The organism is Acetobacterium paludosum (genome assembly GCF_008086595.1).
Lineage (GTDB): Bacteria > Bacillota > Clostridia > Eubacteriales > Eubacteriaceae > Acetobacterium > Acetobacterium paludosum.
Map to the genome: position 1 here is coordinate 1 of NZ_RXYA01000010.1, position 19,536 is coordinate 19,536.

The following is a 19,536-nucleotide window of genomic DNA, read 5'->3' on the forward strand; positions in this document are numbered from 1 at the left end:
TATCCCAATTTTTATGATTATTATCTGCAAGTAGCTGTGTAAACTTTGGAACCGCCGTATACCGAACGGTACGTACGGTGGTGTGGGAGGTCGGCTGATCAATTAATGGTCAGCCTCCTACCCGATTTCTGAATAAAAAAAACTATTCCGATAAAAGAATTGACATTATTATTAAATACAATATAATGAATAAAAATAATAACAAATTTTCTGAAGAACTTTATCATTAGGATGCTGTTTACGCTTGAAATCATTTGCGAAGGTGTTTATTCTGAAAATAAATGGGAACAAATAAAGTGTAAAGGGCGATTGCAAAATAGAATTCAGAATCAATGAATGATCAGGTAAATGAACACGTATGCGGAAGTCGGAGATGAATTTAACTTTCATCCCGGCCGGAAGAAAAAGGAAAGGAATGAGAAATTCATTATAATGGTGTGAATTATGCGTTCTAAAAAAGTAACGATTATTAATCCAACTGGCTTGCATGCAAGACCGGCAGCTGAGTTTAACAAAACAGCATCTCAATTCAGATCCGAAATCACGGTCAGAAAATTAGGCGATGATCCCCAGGAGGGCAATGGAAAATCGATGATTAACATTATGGCGATGTGTTTGGCTCAGGGAACAGACATTGAAATTATAGCTGAAGGTGAGGATGAGATGAATGCCGTAGAAACATTGACAGCACTTATCAAAAGTGGCTTTGGAGAAGTATGATAACTCCTTGAATTTATCGTCTACACTTGATACCCTGCATTATGTAGGGTATTTTTTAAATATTGAGAAAATTATTATCAAAGGGAGAAATAAATGATTTTACAAAGAGAGCGGGAAGAGATTGTTGACTATTGCCGAAAAATGATTACATCAGGATTAACCAAGGGAACTGGTGGAAATATCAGTATTTATAATCGGGAACAGAAACTCATCGCCATCAGCCCCAGTGGCATTGATTATTTTGAAACAGAACCGGAAGATATTGTTGTCATGGATCTTGATGGAAAGATCGTTGAGGGAAAAAGAAAGCCTTCCAGTGAATATGAGTTGCATCGAATTTTCTATGTAAAACGGGATGATATTGATGCAGTGGTCCATACCCATTCGGTTTATGCCACTGTTCTGGCTACCTTGAGACAGCCACTTCCAGCATCCAGCTACCTGGTTGCTTATGCGGGATTAGATGTGCAGTGTGCTGAATATGCATCTTTTGGAACGCTGGAATTGGCTAATTTTACGTTTGCGGCGATGAGTGATCGTTACGCCGTTCTGATGGCAAACCATGGTTTGTTAACCGGGGGGAAAGATGTTCTGAACGCTTTTAATATTGCAGAACAGATTGAATATTGTGCAGAAGTGTATGTTAAGGCAAGAGCGATTGGAAAACCGGTTATTCTGGATGAAGAAGAAATGAAGAAAAATATTCAAGTATTCAACAATTCCTATGGACAACGGGCCGCAAAAGAAGATTTGCAGCAGTAGAAAATTTATAATTGTTGAATGCGCAATAAGATCGAACAGGCTGGGCCTGCTCGACAAAAAGATGCCAACATGATAGAAATGAAATTTGACTAATAAAGATGTAATATCAGATGCTTAAGTGATAGATATTATTGGGATGAATTTTAAAAATAATAGACCTTAATCTTTCCTGTCGCCATTGGAGCTCATCCAGGCAGATGCCAAAATCCATTTGCCCGATAGTGGCAATAAGCAGATGCTCAAGATTGCAGTTACCGGCCCGTTCGCCAATGCCAAAGAGGGTGGAATCAACGTATTTTGCTCCAGACCGAAGCCCTTGAATGGAGTTTGCTACCGCCATCCCCAAATCGTTATGCATGTGAACTTCAATGTCAATATTGGATGAAATATTGCTGATGTAGTTTTTGCAAATGCTGGGAGTCATAATGCCGACAGTGTCCGAGAAACGAAGGGTGGTGGCGCCGAGTCGTATGGCCGTATCAATAAGCAGGGTAATGAAATCCCAGTCGGCCCGGGAGGCGTCTTCCAGACCGATGGTCAGTTCTTTGTGAGCGGAATGAATGGAATCGGCACATTCTTCCAGTTTTTCCAATACATCAGTTCGGCTTTTTCGGAGCTTTTCGCGAATTAGCAGATCAGAAGAAGGGACGCAAACATGGATGATATCCGCTCCGCAATTGATGGAGCTTTGGATATCACCTAAATTCATGCGATTCCAGCCAATGATTTTGGCGTTTTGACAAACCGCCTTAATTTTTTCGAAGGCGAGACATTCTTCCTTCCCCATAGCCGGTGTGCCGGCCTCAATCCGCTGGATACCCATTGCATCCAAAGCTTTGGCAATGGTAACTTTTTCTTTCAAAGTAAAGGCAACGCCAGGACTCTGTTCGCCGTCTCTCAAGGTAGTATCAACAATATATTTTTGGTTCATAGTCGTTTTTCACCTCTCTGACAAGGGACTGTAATTCCAAATCGGAAATATTGCGTCCTAATTGGGTGCAGCCCTCTTTTATTTGCTTGAGTATGGACTTAGCCGCGGTTTCAGATAAATTTTGTTCTCGTAATTTATAGAGAACACTTTGTTGGCCGGAGTGTTTCCCCAGGACAATTTCTCGTTGGCTGCCGACGGTTTTCGGGTTAAATGGCTCATAGGTGGTTGGGTTTTTTATAACACCGTCCACATGAATGCCGGATTCCACCTTGAAAATATCTTCACCGATGATGGCTTTCGTTTTTGAAATTGGAAAGCTGGTTATCTTTTCATAAAGAACTTTAAGCTGACTAAGAACAGATAAATCGCCTTTATACGAAGAAGGATCCCGTAATTTGAGACCCATCAATACTTCTTCTAATCGGGGAAAGTCATGATAGTTGGCAAAAGCACAGCTGACACTGGTGCCGCCGGCCAGGATCCATTCAAGGGCGATGGCTGTGGCGCAATGCATTTTATTACTTGGGCATAAATCCAGAGTGTGAGCACTGTTGTTCAAAAGTTCCTGAAAAATGGTGAGGTAGTCCCGAGTGATTAAATCCTCCCAACCCACGATTCTTATTTTTTTATTTCGGAGGTTTTTCATTTGACTCGGGAGGATGGCTTTTTCCACCAGCTCATTAGGCTCGAGTTTCCAGCTCGGCATTTGACTGTGATCATCATTTTGTTTCAGAAAGCAGGTATCGGTATCAATCCGTTTGCCAGCGTCTTCAGTAATAAACAATGGCTTCAGACGGAAGGTTAACACATAAGGCAATTCGACTTTTGTGACTCCACAGGTGAAAAGAAGGGTGCAAAAATGGTTGAGGTCCTGAGCGTCAATCCGATCCGTATCGAGAGTTGTCAGTGTTCGATCAATAATGGTAACCATTTTTGTACCTCGCTTTCGGTAATAGTATCAATGAAATCATTTTTCAGTGTTATAAAAAATTGAAGCAATAGCGAAAATTGTAATATTGTGTTGTGTGAAACAGAACGAACCGGAGATAGTCGGTTCGTTCTGTCTACAAGCAACAAATTAGCAATTGATCGTACGGTAGTTTGGAAGATAACTTGTTAAATTAAAAGATCTTCTACGACCTGGCCACCTTCAATGTGCTCATCCATAATTCGTTCAACATCATTCACGGTCACATTTCCATACCAGACTCCTTCTGGATAAACGACCACAATGGGGCCTTTTTCGCAAATACCAAAGCAGCCGGTATTGTTTATCATCACGTCTCCGGATAATTCCCGGTCATCAATTTCTTCAAGAAAGGTCTGCAGAACCTTTACTGAATCCTGTTGAAAGCAAAAACCTTTCTGAGTGCCGTTGATCCTGCAGCTGGTGCAGATGAAAATATGGTGTTTGGGATTAACCATGTCAAATTCCTCCTGATACATTCAATAAATTTTGAGCTTCAATTAATTCTTGAGCGGCCTTTTTCACCGCTTCTTCAATACGGTCATAGGTTGAAAAGATTTTGATCCCTTTCTTTTCCAATCGTCTGGTTGGAGCATCTCCGATACGCATGGCGATGACTGCGTCGCAGTCATGGAGTTGATTCAAAATCCGGGTGAACTTATCTTCTTTTTCATCGCATTCTTCGACGCCGAGACAGTATTGGTTAATGACGCGTTTTTCTTTGAACTGCACCTCATTATCCAGATAGTCATAAATATATAAATCAGTAGCAAGACCAAAATGTTGATCCACCAGCATGCCGCCCTTGGAAACCACTGCAAAACGGAGCCTTTTCGGGGTGGTAAAGACAGGTTCTTTCATCGGCTCAGTTTTGGACCTAAAATCCAGGGAAACGTCGCTATCCAATTTGCCAATGGCATCAGCTCGGCATTGCTTGCAGTGATACATTTGCTTCAGATGCAGTCCGCATTTATCACGGATGGCGTTTATTTCCTGATTTGTAGCAATGGTGAGATTTTCAAAGGCGCTGCTTTTAACCGGAATCAAAGGCATGATGTTGGAGATGAAACAGCCCAGTCCCTTCATGGTTTTTACTACTTCTTCAATATGAGCATCGTTGATACCCATCAGAGTCACGGTGTTGATTTTCACAATGATACCTTCATCAATGAGTAGTTTAATTCCTGACAGCTGATTGGCCAGCAGAAGGGACGCCGCAGCCTCGCCATGGTAGCGGTGGCCCATGAAATCAACATGCTTGTAGATTTTGGCCCCGATGACGGGATCGACTGCATTGACGGTCACCGTGACATGGGAAACATTCAGCCTAATCAGATCTTTTGCATGGTAGGGAAGCATTAACCCATTAGTGGATACACAAAAGGTCACATTGGGGTCATAATCATGAATCAAGGTCAGTGCTTTTTTTGTTTCTTCAAAGTTTGCCAAAGCATCGCCGGGACCGGCAATCCCCACGACAGTAAGATTCGGCACTTTTTCTTTAACCAACTTGTATTTTTCGAAGGCGGCTTCCGGAGAAAGAATTTCAGTCGTTACGCCCGGGCGGCTTTCATTGGGGCAGTCAAATTTACGAACACAATAATTACACTGGATATTGCATTTGGGAGCGATGGGGAGGTGCATCCTGGCGTTTTCATGAGCGGCACCACAGCTGTAGCAGGGATGACTGGCAGTTTTTTCCGCAATCGTCAGGGTTGGTTTTGTTGGCGTTTTTGGGGGATGTGACTTTTCCAGCACACTTAAGGTTTCAGTTGGCTTTTTTTCCAGCCCATATTTATATTTGGGTCCTTCATTATAGTAAGTATTATAAAGCTCTTCTCTGAACCCACCTTCCACAGTTTTTAAAATCGTATTGGTGATTTGGTCCAGGAGCATCTGTGATCCTTCATAGCCCAGGGTCCGAATTCGTTGGCCGCCAACTTGATCATGAATGGGAAAAGCACATCGGATCAGTGGAATGTGGTGTTTTTCTTCAATACGTCGGCCATCAGAATTGCCAATCATGATATTGGCACCTAATCGAAGCGCTTCTTCTTCAATGGTTTCAAAATCCACATCATTTAAAATGACATAATCATCGACGAAAAAGATTTCTGCCAATTTTTGGATTTCTTTTTCGATTTTCGCTTTTAATTCGGGACAGTTTGAACCGGTGGCGGCAATAACTGGCATGACACCATTTTCACAACAGAGTCGGACAACGGATACCACAAAGTCTGGTTCTCCGAAAATGGCAACCCGGCCTTCCGCATTGTATTTATGGGAATCGACCATGCCATCAAGGTAACGCCCTCTTTCATTGGCGATTTTTTCCGGAATGGGCTTTTTAGAAATTTCTGATAAAAGATCTATTAAAGCATCGGTGTCGCGAAGTCCCATGGGTAAATTCAATCGTCGATAAGGCACCCCGAAGTTTTCCTTGAGGTAGAACCCGGGTGATTCTTCCGGCTTAATCGTGTCGGACAGTTCAATGGTAAGTTTGGCACCAGCCATTTTCTGGATCGCTGAGATCGGGGTGCCGTTCATTGGCAGCCGATTATAACTGCTTTGATGGACGCCGTCCAGATTTTCCGAAAGGTCCGGCAACAGGATATAGTCAATCTCGAACTGCTCCAGAAGGTCTTTAAGATACCGGGTGTCCGCTGGTGAAATCATTGAGGTGATAATATTGATCTTATCGTTTTTGGCGGGGTCCATGTCCACGTGGGAAACAATGGCTTTCAGGGCCCGGATAAAGCCTTCAAACTGGGTACCGCTGTATCCGGCCGATTTAACTGGGATGATTTTAACATTGGTATTCGGGTGTGTTTCATAAAATTTATTGACAATGTATTCAATGTCCTCCCCAATGGTTTCCGCGAGACAGGTTGTGGAGACGCCAATGACTTCAGGTTCATACAGTTTAATCAGATTTTCAAGTCCGATGATGAGATTCTTTTCACCGCCGTAGACAGTGCCCTCTTCGGTTAGAGAAGAGGAGGCAATATCCACCGGTTCGTTATAATGAGTGGCCATGTGGCGGCGGATATAGGTGCTGCATCCCTGGGAACCATGGAGAATACTCATACACTTCTGAATACCGTAGAAGGCATTCGCTGTTCCCATGGGCATGCACATTTTACATGGATTAACATTTAAGTTGACTAAATTTTTAGACATATTTCATACCTCCTTGGGATATGGTTTCCCAGACAGGACTGTTCATGGAAAGATTGATTTCAGATGCGAAATTAAGGGTGCCTTCGTAACCGGCTAATGGGCGCTTCCGTTCATGATTATGATCGCAGAAGGCAATGCCCAGTTTGTAGGCCAGGGGTCGCTCTTTCACACCGCCGACTAAAATATCAGCACCCATTTTTTTCATAAATGATTCCAGTTCCGCAGGGTTGGCATCGTCCAGAATGATGGCATCCTCATCAACGAGATGTTGGATCATTTCGTAATCTTCTTTACTTCCCGTTTGAGTGCCCACCATCACCGTTTTCATGCCGAATTCGCTAAACTGCCGGATTAGGGATATTGCTTTAAAACCGCCACCAACATAGATGGCTGCTTTTTTTCCTTCAAGATTTTTTTTGTATTTATTTAAAAGAGGGATCACTCTGTTTTTTTCTTCTTCAATAAAGGCTTTTGCTTTCTGGATGGTCTCAGTATCTCCCACGGCATAGGCAATCCGCAAAAGCGATTCGGAGGTATCGAGGACACCGAAAAAGCTAACTTTGATAAAGGGAATGTCAAAGACCTCTTCCATTTGTTTGGCCAGATAGGTCATCGAGCCAGCGCATTGAACCAGGTTCAATTGAGCGGTAGGCGCTTTTCTCAAATCGTCGACTTTGGCATCGCCGGTAATATTTGCAACTACCGTGACACCGATTTTTCGCAGATAGTTTTTAATAATCCACATTTCACCGGCCAGGTTGAAGTCACCCAGAATATTGACGCCGACTGTCTTTTCAGGCAGTTCCACGGGGGTGATTAAATTCATAATCGCATTACAGGCCATTTTATAGCCGGTTTTTTTGGTTCCTGAGAAACCCGGTGATTTAACGGGGATCACTCGAATTCCATATTTTTCTTCAGCATTTCGGCAGATTGCTTCGATGTCATCACCGATGATGCCAACAATGCAGGTGGCATAGATAAAGATAACTTTGGGTGAATGGATGGCCATAACCTCATCAATGGCGGCCGCCAGCTTTTTTTCGCCTCCAAAGATTACATCTTTTTCTCTCAGATCAGTAGAGTAACTATTCCGATACCCATCCTCACCGCTGGAGAGGCTCCCTCTGATATCCCAGGTATAGCTGGCACATCCGATGGGACCGTGAACGATATGGAATGCGTCTGTTATAGGGTTTAAGACAACTCTGGCACCGCAAAAGACACATGCCCGTTGGCTGACTGCTCCTGATACGCTTTCGGATTCGCACTTAATACCACTGCCGTCTCCGCTGCATTCCGAAAAACGAATGGATTGGCTTCTTTCTGGTAAAATAGCATGTTCATTTTTCATGTTACAGCCTCCTTTTAAATAACGGGGAGGAAAACCTCCCCATTCAGGTTGTTGATAAACTCATCCTGGAGATAACTGATGTTACTATCATCCCCGGGACTTACTTTTAAATTTTGGTGACAGTCAGTTATTGACAGTCATTACATAACCATTTCCATATCTTCATCTTCGCAGTCACGATCCTGTCGATCCATGAGTGCATTTAAAATTAATTCAGCCAAACGGATCGCGCCTTTATAGCCGACGATGGGCATATATGAATGGACATAGCGGTCGATGATTGGGAAACCGACACGAACAAGCGGAATATCTTCAGCTCGGGCAACATATTTACCGTGGGTGCCACCGATAAGTAAATCGACGGAATCGTTTTTAATCCATTGATGAAGCTCGAATAAATCAGCGGCTGCTTTTGCAACACAGCCTTCAAGGCCGAATTTATCAAAAAGCATTTTAGCCTTTTCCTCAAAGATTTTGCCGGGGGTGCCAGTTACCAGGTATTTTGGGATCATTCCCATTTCCATAGTAATTTGAGCCAACCCGAGGACCGTATCCGGATCACCGTAAATGGCGACTGATTTATTATAAGTATACTGATGTGAATCAAGTAAAATATCCATTAATTGACCACGTTCTTCATCTATTTCATAAGGAACTTCATTTTTAGAAAAATGATTCAGGGCCATAATGAACGCATCAGTATTTTCAACGCCGATGGGCAGCGGAAGTGTTTGATAGGGAACTTTGCATTTCTTTTCCAAAAAATCTGCAGGAAATTCAGAAGTCAGTTCACCAAGTGCCAAAGTTAATTCGCAATTGCCCAGATCTTTGATGTCGGAAATGGTGGTGCCGCCTTTGGGATACATGTTGTAGCTTCCGGTCATTGGAGCATCCATCACGCCGCTGGTGTCAGGCAGCATGATATACTCAACGCCCATGATGGTCATGAGGCGTTTCATTTCCCGCATGTCGCCAGGATTCACAAAACCAGGTAAGAGCGCAAGTTTGTTATTTTTTTCGCCAGTTGCTTCAGCCAGGTATTTAATAAATCCGGTGATCATGTTATAATAACCGGTAATATGTGAACCAACATAGCTTGGAGTATTGGTATGAACAACAATTTTGCCTTCAGGAATTTTGGCGTCATTGATGTAACCGACCAGATCATCACCAATGGTTTCACTGAGACAAGTGGTATGAACAGCAATGATATCAGGATTGTAAATATCAAAGATGTTTTTAATAGCCGTTTTTAAGTTGGCGCCGCCGCCGAAAACTGAAGCTCCTTCTGTAAACGAACTGGAAGATGCAATTGCTGGATCTTTAAAATGTCTTGATAAAAACATTCGATGAAATGAACAGCATCCTTGGGAACCATGGCTATGCGGCATACAGGCATGAACACCCAGGGCAGCATACATTGCTCCAACTGGTTGACATGTTTTAATCGGATTGATTCGTAGGGCGGATCTTTCCGATTGTTCTTTTGGGGTTAAATCTAACATTATTCTGTACCTCCTAAGCTGCCTTCTAATGTGGGCGTATTTTTCCATGGTGCTTCAACTAAATTCCAGGCCGGTGTATAAACAGCCATCGTTATATCTTTGGCGAAATTCAAGGCACCTCTGAACCCGGCATAGGGACCGGCATAATCATAAGAATGCAATTGTCGTGAGGGAACACCTGATTTTTGAATGAGGAACTTGTCCTTAATTCCCGAGAAGAAAATATCCGGTTTTAACAGTTTTAAGAACTCCTCTGTTTCAAAATGATTGTAGTCATCGGTAACAACCGTATTATCATTGATATCTGACCACAAGCCATTGTATTCTTCAAGGTGAACGCCGGCATTTTTAAGTTCTTCAAGACGTTCGGGAGTAAGAATTGATTTAAAGTTTTCAGGATCTTTTTCGACGGTGATGCTTTCAACGTTTTTAGAATCAGCATCGCGTTTTATGGAAGGGAGAACATCGCGGCCTTCATAATCATCCCGATGGCCAAATTCATAGCCCGCCAAAACGACTTCCACACCAAGTGTCTTTAAGAGATTGATATAGTGATGTGTTCGTGATCCGCCGACATAAATTGCAGCCGTTTTTCCTTCCAGTCTGGTCTTATAATGAGCCATGCCTTCGGCAATTTCTTCTTCTTCGTCGGCGATGACTGCTTCAGTTCGGGCTATTAAATCAGGATCATTGAAGAACAGTGCCATGTCCCGAAGCGATTTTTTAATGCCATCAAGTCCAATAAAATTAACTTTTATCCAATCGATGCCATACTTGGTTTTCATCATTTCAGCGATGTAATTAATGGATCGATGACATTGAACCAGATTAAGATCGGCAGTATGGGCATTTTTCAATTCAGCATAACTGCCATCACCAGTCATAACTGAAACCACGTTATATCCGATTCGTTTTAAAATACGTTCGGTTTCCCAACCGTCACCGCCGATGTTATATTCACCTAAAAGGTTAACGGAATACTTCATCGGTTCGGCATCTCCGGTGCCAATGACAGACCGCATTAAACCATTGTTGGCAATATGATGGCCGCCGGATTGACTGACTCCTTTATAACCTTCGCAACTAAAAGCTAATATCTTGATGCCGTATAATTCTTCAGCTTCAGCCGCGACAGCATGAATATCATCACCGATAAGACCGACTGGGCAGGTTGAGCAAATCATGATACAATTAGGCTTGAAAATTTCAAACACTTCTTTAATGGCTTTTTTTAATTTTTTTTCTCCGCCAAACACGATATCGGTTTCCTGCATATCGGTTGAGAAACAATATTCGCCAAATGACTGGGTGTTTTCGTCGCCCTTGGCTTTATGTCTTCGTGTTCCCCAAGTATAGAAACCGCAACCGATTGGACCGTGGGTAATGATGGCAACATCCTTAAGGGGAGAAAGAACAACCCCTTTACATCCGGCATAACAGCAACCGCGATTTGTCATAATTCCAGGTATGGCTCTTGTATCTGCCTGAATGACATTGGGTTCTCCTTCTTCAATTGTGATAACATGTTCTTTTCTATTTTTATAAACTTTTGAACTATATTTATCGAGTACTTTTTCTTTTGAATCCAATATACTCACCTCTTTCTAAAATGCATCAGCATTTTTCTCGCCGCTACGTACACGAATGGAGTCCTCTATCGGGAGGATGAAAATTTTACCATCGCCTGGATTACCGGTGGAATTGCTGTCAATTAAAATGGAAACGACCTTGTCCACATCTTCATCTTCAACAATTAATGTAAAAAATCGCTTTGAAATTAAACGGGATGGTTCGGTTAATGCTTCGCCAATGTTTGAAATTGGCATTTCTCCAGAATCGACAATATCTTGAATGATCGAAAAATCAACGCTTTTCTTTCCTCTGCCGAGAACCTTCAAACAGGTAAAAGCAGGAAAGCCTTCTTTTACCAGGGCTTCTTTGGTTGGATTAACTTTATTCTGTCGAATAATAGCCATAACTTCTTTCATATCTAATTCCTCCTTTTACAGGCCAGATTTTCCAGTACTGATTGTGTAAGCTTCCTCTACCGGAGAAACAAAAATACGACCGTCTCCAAAAGCACCATCGGCACCTGTTTTTGCATTTTTCATGACAATTCTGATAACATCATCTTTATCTTCGTCGTTAACGATTAAAAGCAGCATCACTTTTGGAAGTTCATCATAATAAACATCGCCAACTTTGATTCCCTTTTGTTTTCCTCGGCCATAGACATCTAATTTAGTAACCGCTGAAAATCCACCGGACAGTAATTCGGATAAAACAATGCCTGTTTTTTCAGGTCTTACAATTGCGCGTACCATTAACATATTCATACTTCCTTTCACGTTTAAAATTTAATTAAATATCCATTAATCCATGTTCCATCAGGATTTCTTCCAATCGATCTTGTTTCATTGGTTTTGGAATAACAAACATTTTGTTGCCATCGATGGCGGCAGCTAAATTACGGTATTCCTGAGCTTGACCGGCGGTATCATCAAATTCTAAAACGGTCTTTTTATTAATTTCGGCCCGTTGTACCATGTTGTCGCGAGGGACAAAATAAATCATCTGACTGCCGAGTTCTTCGGCAAAAGCCTGAACCAGTTCTTTTTCACCATCAACATTACGACTGTTGCAAATAATTCCGCCTAAACGAATTCCGCCGGTGGTTGCGTATTTTTGAACACCTTTGGCAATATTGTTGGCAGCGTATAAAGCCATCATTTCACCAGAAGCGACAATATAGATTTCCTGAGCTTTGCCTTCACGCATCGGCATAGCAAAACCACCACAGACAACATCACCAAGGACATCATAAAAAACATAATCAAGATCAGGAGTATAAGCACCTAATTGTTCCAGCATTCCAATAGCGGTGATAATACCACGTCCAGCACATCCAACCCCTGGTTCTGGTCCACCGGATTCAACACACATGATGTCACGAAATCCTGGTTTTAAAATGGCATCCAGTTCAATTTCTTCACCTTCTTCACGAAGTGTGTCAAGCACTGTTTTTTGTGCCAGACCACCAAGTAATAATCGCGTTGAATCTGCTTTAGGATCACAGCCAACCACCATGATTTTCTTTCCCATTAGACCAAGTCCTGCAGTTAAATTCTGAGTTGTGGTAGACTTTCCGATACCACCTTTACCATAAATTGCGATTTGTCTCATAATCTTTCCTCCAAATAAATTTTAGAATTCAATGTTTTCCAAACAAAATAAAATCAGAAGAGGTCTCAGTCAACTACATCAATTTGTAGTTAGCTAAGACCTCTTCGTCCCGGGGGGTATAAGTTTGGAAGAAACAAAAAAAGTCTTAATCAGCCACACAAATGCAGTTAATTAAGACCTCTCTGTCTATATAGGATTGTTGTAACCATAAACGAAAGAAGGTCTCGATCAGATACATTATAGTATCTGATTGAGACCTCATCGTCTAAGTAATAAATCCGTTTGTCATTGTTTCTATAGGCTAATTATCCATGGATAGCATAGAAAAGTCAAGCGGTATTGAATGTAAACCCTTTTCATCTTTGGATGGTTATCAAAATACTCGGACTTTTTCATGACGGATTTTGTAATTTAACAGTGATTGTATTTCATTTCCAAATGTAAGTTTTCAACTGTTAGACGGGATGAAATCAATTTCACAAAATCAATATGTGAGTTGGATTAAAACAGAACATCTGATTACTTAAATAATTCTTAATAGATAGCAAGATTAACCGCAATGTGAACACTCAGAACAATTGCCGCAGGCTTTTTCTGTCGGATCATGGACTAAAATTGAGCGCACTTCACTCCGATTAAGATCAACAACGACGATGTCATCATGAATGATTTCAAGTTTGTTGTCATGAAAAATGATGGACATGGGTTCGGGTATCATAATCTCCGGATCAATTTCGCCTGGTTTCATCTGGGGCTGAATCAAATTTTTTTCCGCTGCGTTTGAAATCAGGAGGCCGCTATTTGAGGTGAGCAGTGATCTTAATTGACCATGAGGATCATAGGTCACCGAGTTCTCATCGCTATTGATGCCATGGGCCTTACAGTTATAGGCGATAATGACCCCAACCGGTGTGGTTATGGGTTCCGGCAGAGCCGGTTCAAAGCTTTTTAAAGTACCATTTTCATAAAGTGAAAAACCGTAGCGTACTTTTACTAAACCATCGAGACTGGTGATTTCGATGATCTCCTGAGGCCATAAGGTTAAGCTTTTTAAAGCGCCGCTTTCATAAAAACATAAACTGACTGCTTTGGCAGAAAAAGAACCGATGGGTAAATCAAAGGCCATAGGTTTGGCTAGACTGTATTCATTTTCTTCCGTCCAGTATCCGTTGATGCGTCCGTTAAGCGGAAACAGCCGATGGATACTGCCGTTTTCATAAAAACTGATTCGCTCTGCCGATATGAGGCCAAGTGGGGTAACGACCTCCGTCGCCGTTTCCAAATCGATGCTTTTTATTTCGCCGCTCTTAAAGAATTCCAGCGACAGGCCTTCGCGATTTCTGATATTGGAGGGGCCATAACTTGGCACTAAAATTCCGATAGGGGTGGTAATATTATTTTTTCCTTCAAAAGCGCAACCCTTTAAAACACCGTTGTCAAAAGTTTCGGAAAAGATCACATCGGTTAAAGGACCGTATTTTTCGGTCTGTATTTTATTCATTTTAATCTCCTATTCTTGGCACAAGACATGGGTGATGATCACCTGTTTGCCGGAAGCATTTTCTGTTTGGACGGTGTAGGCGAGTTTCATTTCCGCCAGTTTATTGTCAAACCATGGTGGAATATGGCTGCATGCCACTTCCAGGGAGTAAAAGGTGGTGTTTTCCAGGAAAGGCAGAAGCACCTTTTTCGAGCTCAATTCGGGATATCGTTTCTGGACGGTGTTTAAATTGAGAAAATAGTGGCCGGATTCATCCATTTTCACCGGTATTTTGGATATCGGTGAATCATCATTATTCGCTTCATCTTCAATACGGATTAGATCAGCCTGGATGGCATCCAGTAAATCCAGATCAAAATCTTCAGATTCACAGATAATAAAGCCGGACTGATCAAATACCTGGTAGGGAATACCGGTTATCGATTTGGTAATGATGATCTTACAGGTGTTGAAGCAGACAATCATTTGGTTGATAGTCTCCCGGACTGATGTTAATCCACCAGAGAGGTCAGGATGAAAAGGAACTGGTTCAGATTGGTGCCAAACGGAATTGTCTTTGGTGTAGAAGACAAAATTAGTCATTTCATCAAAACGTGAAATCTGGTTGGTATCATTACAAAAAACTGCCATTACATTGGTGTTTTCTTTCATTTCTTCACCTCATTTGATTGAATCAATTTAAAATAGAATCGCGTAAAAATTAGTTGTAGTATAGCATATAAATAAAAAAGTGCACTGATTTAAAATTAAAACGCGCAGAAAAACGATTGCAGAAATGATTGGCTTAAAGAAATTAGTTTGACTTTGGATAGGGAAGTCGAAGAAAAAGTGACTACCAAAAAGAAAACCTCCTGTGAAAACAGGGGGCTGGTTGTTGGGATTATGTCAGGACAGAGTCTTGAGACATTATTTGGTAGAATCATCATTGAATTCATCTTCCAGTTTTTTTTGTCGCTTTTTCACCAGGGTACCGCAGATTAAAAGGGCAACAAAGATGAGGGCAAAAAGAAAGGCGAATATGATGAGGGTCAGAAGCAAAAGAATGCCCAGATCATTTTTGAGAAAATCATTTTTCATATACAAGGAGATCGCGTAAATAATTGCAAAGAGACCGGAACCAACGAGACTGAAAATCAAATAGTTTTTTGTGGTGGGTTTGCTGTAATAATCCCATTGACCTTTACGGTAATAACCGATAAAACTGCCGACACAACAAATCATAAAAATAAACCATTCAAAAGCCCATTGGCTAAATGGGGCACTTAAGAATATCGACTGAATGATGATGCTTCCCAAAAGGAGCCAGAAAACGATCCAGAAACAGATATGCTCAACTTTGTACATTTCCATTTCCTGGCGCTCATCAATTACTTTTTTAAATTTTTTCATTACTATTTTCCTCCCAAAATAAATCATTTAACGTTTTTCCCAGAGCTTTACAGATGGCAATACACAATTGTAAAGAAGGGTTGAACTTCCCAGCTTCAATCATACCGATGGTCTGTCGGGTCACGCCGACCCGTTTGGCCAGCTCGTCCTGGGAGATATCATGCTCGGCCCGGGCGACTTTTAATTTCAAGTTTTTCATCTGATCACTCCTTTGTGCATATAGTATAATATACAAGATAAAATGTCAAGTATATATTGCATAAAGAAATATATAATAAGCAGAAGCTCGCCGGTATGGCCCGATGACTGCTGCTATTATTAGGGAATAATATCGCCAAATAAAAATGATAATTGCTGGCTGCCGTGTTCCAGCTTATAACGGGAGACGATGTCCGGCATTTTGTAGAGAAGACCATGACGCTGGCATTCCCGGGCGAAGACAGCCCAGAGGCTTTTGGCATTGGGGCTGGCGCAGCTGTAGGCATTGCCAAAGTGTTTCAGGTATTCTTTTTTAATGCCGGGAAAATGTTCGTCCAGTTGGTCATAAAAATAAAGGCGCTGCTGATCCCGAAGGGTGACCCCAAAAGCCGGATAAATAAAATCGGCGCCGCTCTTGGCAGCAAGTTCCACAATTTTTCTAATGTTGTCAGTAGTGTCGTTGATAAAGGGCAGGATGGGCATCAGCAGAACGCCGGCAAAGATACCGCTTTGGGACAACTCTTTAATGGCAGCAAAACGCTCGCTGCTGGGTGCTGCTCGGGGTTCAATTATTTTTGCCAGGGCGTCGTCAGCAGCGGTAATGGTGATTTTTACAATTACCGGAGAACGTTTTTGAATGGCTGAGAGCAGATCCTTATCCCGGGTAACAAGGGGACTTTTTGTGGCAATGGCCACCCCGAAGCCATGCACTTTGAAGAGCTCCAGAGCCTGACGGGTGAGGGTCTCTTTTTTTTCAAAGGGGTTGTAAGGATCGCTCATGGCGCCGGTGCCCACAACCCCTTTTAGGGTTTTTCGCCGCAGATTGTCTTCAAGTATAGCCAGAGCATTTTCCTTTGCCCGAACCTGATCAAAATGGTCAATTCCGTAGCAATCGCTCCGGCTGTCGCAATAGATACAGCCGTGACTGCAGCCCCGATAGATATTCATATTGTAGTCGGTGCCGAACCAGAAATTATTTTTGGTCCGGGTCAGCATGTTTTTAGCGGGAATGGTTTCCATCGCGTTACCCTTCTTTTTTTATCATATTATTGCACAATCAGACCTAATAATTTGGCCAGCTCGGCAGCCTGATAAGTGGAGACAACGGCACCACTTAAAGCTTCAATGGAGACAATCAGCCCATCGATCTGGCTGGCCGTAAAGTCCAACCCTTTTAGCGGGGTTTTGAAAAAGCTGGCGCCACAAAAATTGACGCGATCAAGGTCAATCTGGGTCAGTTTGCACTCGCTGATGGTGGTATCACTGAGGTCGCATTCAGAAATTTCGATTCCCTTCAGTTTGGCTTTGCCGAAATTTCCATACTGCAAATTGCAGTCGGTCAATCGAATGTTCTGTAGCTGGGCCTGGTAAAAATCAACGCCAATCAGTTTGCAGGATTTGAATTCGCAGCGGTTGAAGTATCCCTCGCCAAAGTTACTGTTGGAGAGGTTGCAGGACTGAAAGCGCACGTCACGACAGTCGATTTTTTCAAAATCACAGTGTGTAAACTCGCAGTTTTCGAAAAGTGATTCCCGGAAGGACAGCTTGGAAAAATCGATGTCTACCAGGGCTAAATCTTTAAAATATTTTGCCTCTATTTCCAGTTCTTCTTCTTGAGCCCACTCAATCAGAAGCATTAAATCGTCAGTAAAGTCTAGCTCAGTGGATATATTTGGTTTTGATATTTTCATAATGCTTTGGTACCTTTCTTGAGAAATTTATATAATGGGGAGCGTGTTATTTTGTGATGGACATAAGAAAACTCCCCCAGTTTTCGTTATAATAGGGGAAAGAATCAGGTTCGTAAACTTCATCTTTGAAACCAACGGAGTGATAACAGTTGTAGGCACCGGGATTATTGTCAAAAACTCGCAGGGTAATCCGGGTCATCTTCAGAAGATTGAAGGCATAATCTACAGCAAGAGAAATCATTTTTTTCCCATAACCCATATTTCGTGTACTGGAATCAATAATAATAAAGCCAAAATGGATACTGTTGTTTTCATAATCGGCGTTAAGCATGGTTAATGAACCCACCGGTTTTCCCAATTCATCAACAGCTGTCCATAATAGACCTTTTGCACTACAATCAAATTTGTTTTGACGCTCAAAGAGTGCTTCTTTTGTAAGTGGATATGTTAGTAAATTGGCACACCATTTCATAAAATTTTCTTCTGTATCTAACCAGCTGATGATATATTCGGCATCATTGGTCTTGTAAGGTCTTAGTCGCAGCATCGTTTCTCCTTGAATGGGATTTTAGTTATTGTCTTATAACTGAGACAATAGGTTTTGTTAAGAGTGCTTTTAAAGATTAAATTGAGTATAACATAAGTTTTAAATCATCTCAATATCCAGTAGCGGTTCATAAACAAGAGAATAGCTGCCGGAGTCAAGTAAAAATCATATTGTCAGCAAACAAAATATAAGATAACTAAAACACATTTATTGATTCCAGCTTTCTAATGCATTTGTATCCGCTTTTTGTCATCTTTGAACTCATTTTTAGCAACACTGCTGTTCTTAATCTATTTCGCTCCTTTTTAATCTGAATTTGCATTTTAACATAATAAAGTTTATAATTTTCTATGTTAAAGTAAGAGTGAAGATTAGAAAATAGGAGAAAAAATGGAAACGTCGCAGCGTATAAAAAAAATGAGGGAACCAGCCCTTCTCAAATATTATCCCATTGTCAACGAAGCCCAAAAGAAAGGGAGGAAAGTTTACTTTTTAAATATAGGCCAGCCGGATATTAAAACACCGGAAGGCTTTTTAAATAGTGTGAATGGCATCGACCAAAAAGTACTGTCTTATCAGGCGCCGGAAGGAATCACTGAGCTTCGGGAAGCGGCTTGCGGTTACTATGAACGATTGGGTCTGAATTATGACATAAATGACTTGTTTGTCACTAACGGCGGAAGCGAGGCACTGCTTTTCACTTTTATCGGGATTTGCAATGCCGGGGATGAAATTTTAACCGCTGAGCCCCTTTACAGCATTTATAAAGAAATGGCCGCAGCTACAGATGTGAATCTGGTGGGATTTAAAACTTATGCCGAGGATGGCTTTGCCTTACCGGATGAAAGCTTGATAGAAGCTGCCATTACCCCGAGAACTAAAGCGATTTTAATGACGAATCCCGGAAATCCCACTGGAAAAGTTTTTACCAAAAAAGAAATTGAAGTCATGGTGAAATTGGCTTTAAAACATAATTTGTATTTGATTTCCGACGAGGTTTATCGGGAATTCGTGTATGACAAGCAAGGCTATTTAAGCCCGGCCCAATATCAGGAACTATCTCAAAATTTTATTTTGATTGACAGTATTTCCAAACGCTACAGCGCCTGTGGAGCAAGAATCGGTTTTATCATCTCAAAGAATAAGGAGCTCATGGGGCAGCTAAAAAAATTGTGTCAGATGCGGTTAGCCGTATCCACCGTCGATCAGATCGGAGCCATTTCCCTTCTAAATTTGGATGAACATTTTTTTGATGGCATTTTGAAAGAGTATACCCAACGTCGAAAGATTGTTTATGATGCGTTACAAAACATTCCCGGGGTCATCTGCAAAGAACCCCGGGGCGCCTTTTATTTCATGGCAAAGCTGCCAATAAAAGATGCCAGCCATTTTATTGAGTGGATGATCAATGATTTTGATTATCAGGGAGAAACGGTACTGCTATCACCAGCCAACGATTTTTATTTAAATCCCGAGGACGGCGCCGACGAAGTGCGAATCGCTTATGTTCTTAATGGTGAAGATATGCGCAAGGGAATGTCGATTCTGAAATACGGGTTGGAAGCCTATCGTTTGGCTTTTCCAGAAGTATGCAAATAAATAAATAAG

At 41.7% G+C, this 19,536-nt stretch carries 20 protein-coding genes; 3 read left to right on the top strand and 17 right to left on the bottom strand.

The features are described 5' to 3' along the window. Window positions 1–444 precede the first annotated feature (444 nt). Together FZC41_RS10815 and FZC41_RS10820 are read left to right on the top strand one after the other, a co-directional pair. Window positions 445–720: an HPr family phosphocarrier protein gene (locus FZC41_RS10815; protein ID WP_148567428.1), complete on the top strand. Its 276-nt coding sequence runs from the start codon at window positions 445–447 to the stop codon at window positions 718–720. A gap of 93 nt (window positions 721–813) precedes the next feature. Continuing rightward, complete coding sequence (locus tag FZC41_RS10820) at window positions 814–1,482, top strand: L-fuculose-phosphate aldolase (RefSeq protein WP_148567429.1); 669 nt, start codon at window positions 814–816, stop codon at window positions 1,480–1,482. A gap of 106 nt (window positions 1,483–1,588) precedes the next feature. On the opposite strand, the gene FZC41_RS10825 is transcribed toward FZC41_RS10820, so the two are convergent. From FZC41_RS10825 to FZC41_RS10905, 17 genes are all read right to left on the bottom strand, one after another. After that, entirely contained in the window at window positions 1,589–2,413 is an 825-nt protein-coding gene (locus FZC41_RS10825; protein ID WP_148567430.1) for a beta/alpha barrel domain-containing protein, read from the bottom strand. Continuing rightward, window positions 2,391–3,344, bottom strand: a complete 954-nt coding sequence (locus FZC41_RS10830) for a homocitrate synthase/isopropylmalate synthase family protein (protein WP_148567431.1) — start codon at window positions 3,342–3,344, stop codon at window positions 2,391–2,393. Before FZC41_RS10830 ends, FZC41_RS10825 begins: the two co-directional genes overlap by 23 nt. Before the next feature lie 185 nt (window positions 3,345–3,529). Continuing rightward, window positions 3,530–3,838 carry a 2Fe-2S ferredoxin gene (locus FZC41_RS10835; protein ID WP_148567432.1) on the bottom strand — a complete coding sequence of 103 codons (309 nt, stop codon included), beginning with the start codon at window positions 3,836–3,838 and terminating at the stop codon, window positions 3,530–3,532. A 1-nt stretch (window position 3,839) separates the two neighbouring features. Next, window positions 3,840–6,560 (bottom strand): nitrogenase cofactor biosynthesis protein NifB, encoded by a 2,721-nt coding sequence (nifB, locus tag FZC41_RS10840; protein WP_148567433.1) that lies wholly within the window; start codon window positions 6,558–6,560, stop codon window positions 3,840–3,842. Continuing rightward, window positions 6,553–7,914: a nitrogenase iron-molybdenum cofactor biosynthesis protein NifE gene (gene nifE, locus FZC41_RS10845; protein WP_148567434.1), complete on the bottom strand. Its 1,362-nt coding sequence runs from the start codon at window positions 7,912–7,914 to the stop codon at window positions 6,553–6,555. The genes nifB and nifE overlap by 8 nt, the downstream gene beginning before the upstream one ends. A 140-nt stretch (window positions 7,915–8,054) precedes the next feature. Beyond that, complete coding sequence (gene nifK, locus FZC41_RS10850) at window positions 8,055–9,419, bottom strand: nitrogenase molybdenum-iron protein subunit beta (protein ID WP_148567435.1); 1,365 nt, start codon at window positions 9,417–9,419, stop codon at window positions 8,055–8,057. Next, window positions 9,419–11,008 carry a nitrogenase molybdenum-iron protein alpha chain gene (gene nifD, locus FZC41_RS10855; protein WP_148567436.1) on the bottom strand — a complete coding sequence of 530 codons (1,590 nt, stop codon included), beginning with the start codon at window positions 11,006–11,008 and terminating at the stop codon, window positions 9,419–9,421. The genes nifK and nifD overlap by 1 nt, the downstream gene beginning before the upstream one ends. Window positions 11,009–11,023: 15 nt before the next feature. Then, the gene (locus FZC41_RS10860; protein ID WP_148567437.1) at window positions 11,024–11,407 is read right to left on the bottom strand and encodes a P-II family nitrogen regulator; all 384 of its coding nucleotides are present in this window, start codon (window positions 11,405–11,407) and stop codon (window positions 11,024–11,026) included. 15 nt (window positions 11,408–11,422) lie between these two features. Beyond that, complete coding sequence (locus FZC41_RS10865) at window positions 11,423–11,749, bottom strand: P-II family nitrogen regulator (RefSeq protein WP_148567438.1); 327 nt, start codon at window positions 11,747–11,749, stop codon at window positions 11,423–11,425. 31 nt (window positions 11,750–11,780) lie between these two features. Continuing rightward, window positions 11,781–12,602, bottom strand: a complete 822-nt coding sequence (gene nifH, locus FZC41_RS10870; protein ID WP_148567439.1) for a nitrogenase iron protein — start codon at window positions 12,600–12,602, stop codon at window positions 11,781–11,783. A 550-nt stretch (window positions 12,603–13,152) separates the two neighbouring features. After that, window positions 13,153–14,103: a hypothetical protein gene (locus FZC41_RS10875; protein ID WP_148567440.1), complete on the bottom strand. Its 951-nt coding sequence runs from the start codon at window positions 14,101–14,103 to the stop codon at window positions 13,153–13,155. A gap of 9 nt (window positions 14,104–14,112) precedes the next feature. Beyond that, window positions 14,113–14,754 carry a Fe-only nitrogenase accessory AnfO family protein gene (locus tag FZC41_RS10880; protein ID WP_148567441.1) on the bottom strand — a complete coding sequence of 214 codons (642 nt, stop codon included), beginning with the start codon at window positions 14,752–14,754 and terminating at the stop codon, window positions 14,113–14,115. A gap of 255 nt (window positions 14,755–15,009) precedes the next feature. Then, window positions 15,010–15,492, bottom strand: coding sequence for a DUF6773 family protein (locus FZC41_RS10885; RefSeq protein WP_148567442.1), 483 nt, complete (start codon window positions 15,490–15,492; stop codon window positions 15,010–15,012). Next, window positions 15,479–15,691 carry a helix-turn-helix transcriptional regulator gene (locus FZC41_RS10890; protein WP_148567443.1) on the bottom strand — a complete coding sequence of 71 codons (213 nt, stop codon included), beginning with the start codon at window positions 15,689–15,691 and terminating at the stop codon, window positions 15,479–15,481. The genes FZC41_RS10885 and FZC41_RS10890 overlap by 14 nt, the downstream gene beginning before the upstream one ends. A 119-nt stretch (window positions 15,692–15,810) precedes the next feature. After that, window positions 15,811–16,710 (bottom strand): SPL family radical SAM protein, encoded by a 900-nt coding sequence (locus FZC41_RS10895; RefSeq protein WP_148567444.1) that lies wholly within the window; start codon window positions 16,708–16,710, stop codon window positions 15,811–15,813. A gap of 26 nt (window positions 16,711–16,736) precedes the next feature. Continuing rightward, window positions 16,737–17,381 (bottom strand): pentapeptide repeat-containing protein, encoded by a 645-nt coding sequence (locus FZC41_RS10900; protein WP_148567445.1) that lies wholly within the window; start codon window positions 17,379–17,381, stop codon window positions 16,737–16,739. A gap of 46 nt (window positions 17,382–17,427) precedes the next feature. Continuing rightward, window positions 17,428–17,928, bottom strand: coding sequence for a GNAT family N-acetyltransferase (locus FZC41_RS10905; protein WP_148567446.1), 501 nt, complete (start codon window positions 17,926–17,928; stop codon window positions 17,428–17,430). A gap of 390 nt (window positions 17,929–18,318) precedes the next feature. On the opposite strand from FZC41_RS10905, the gene FZC41_RS10910 reads away from it, so the two are divergent. Further along, window positions 18,319–19,527 (top strand): pyridoxal phosphate-dependent aminotransferase, encoded by a 1,209-nt coding sequence (locus FZC41_RS10910; RefSeq protein ID WP_148567447.1) that lies wholly within the window; start codon window positions 18,319–18,321, stop codon window positions 19,525–19,527. The last annotated feature ends 9 nt before the right edge of the window (window positions 19,528–19,536 follow it).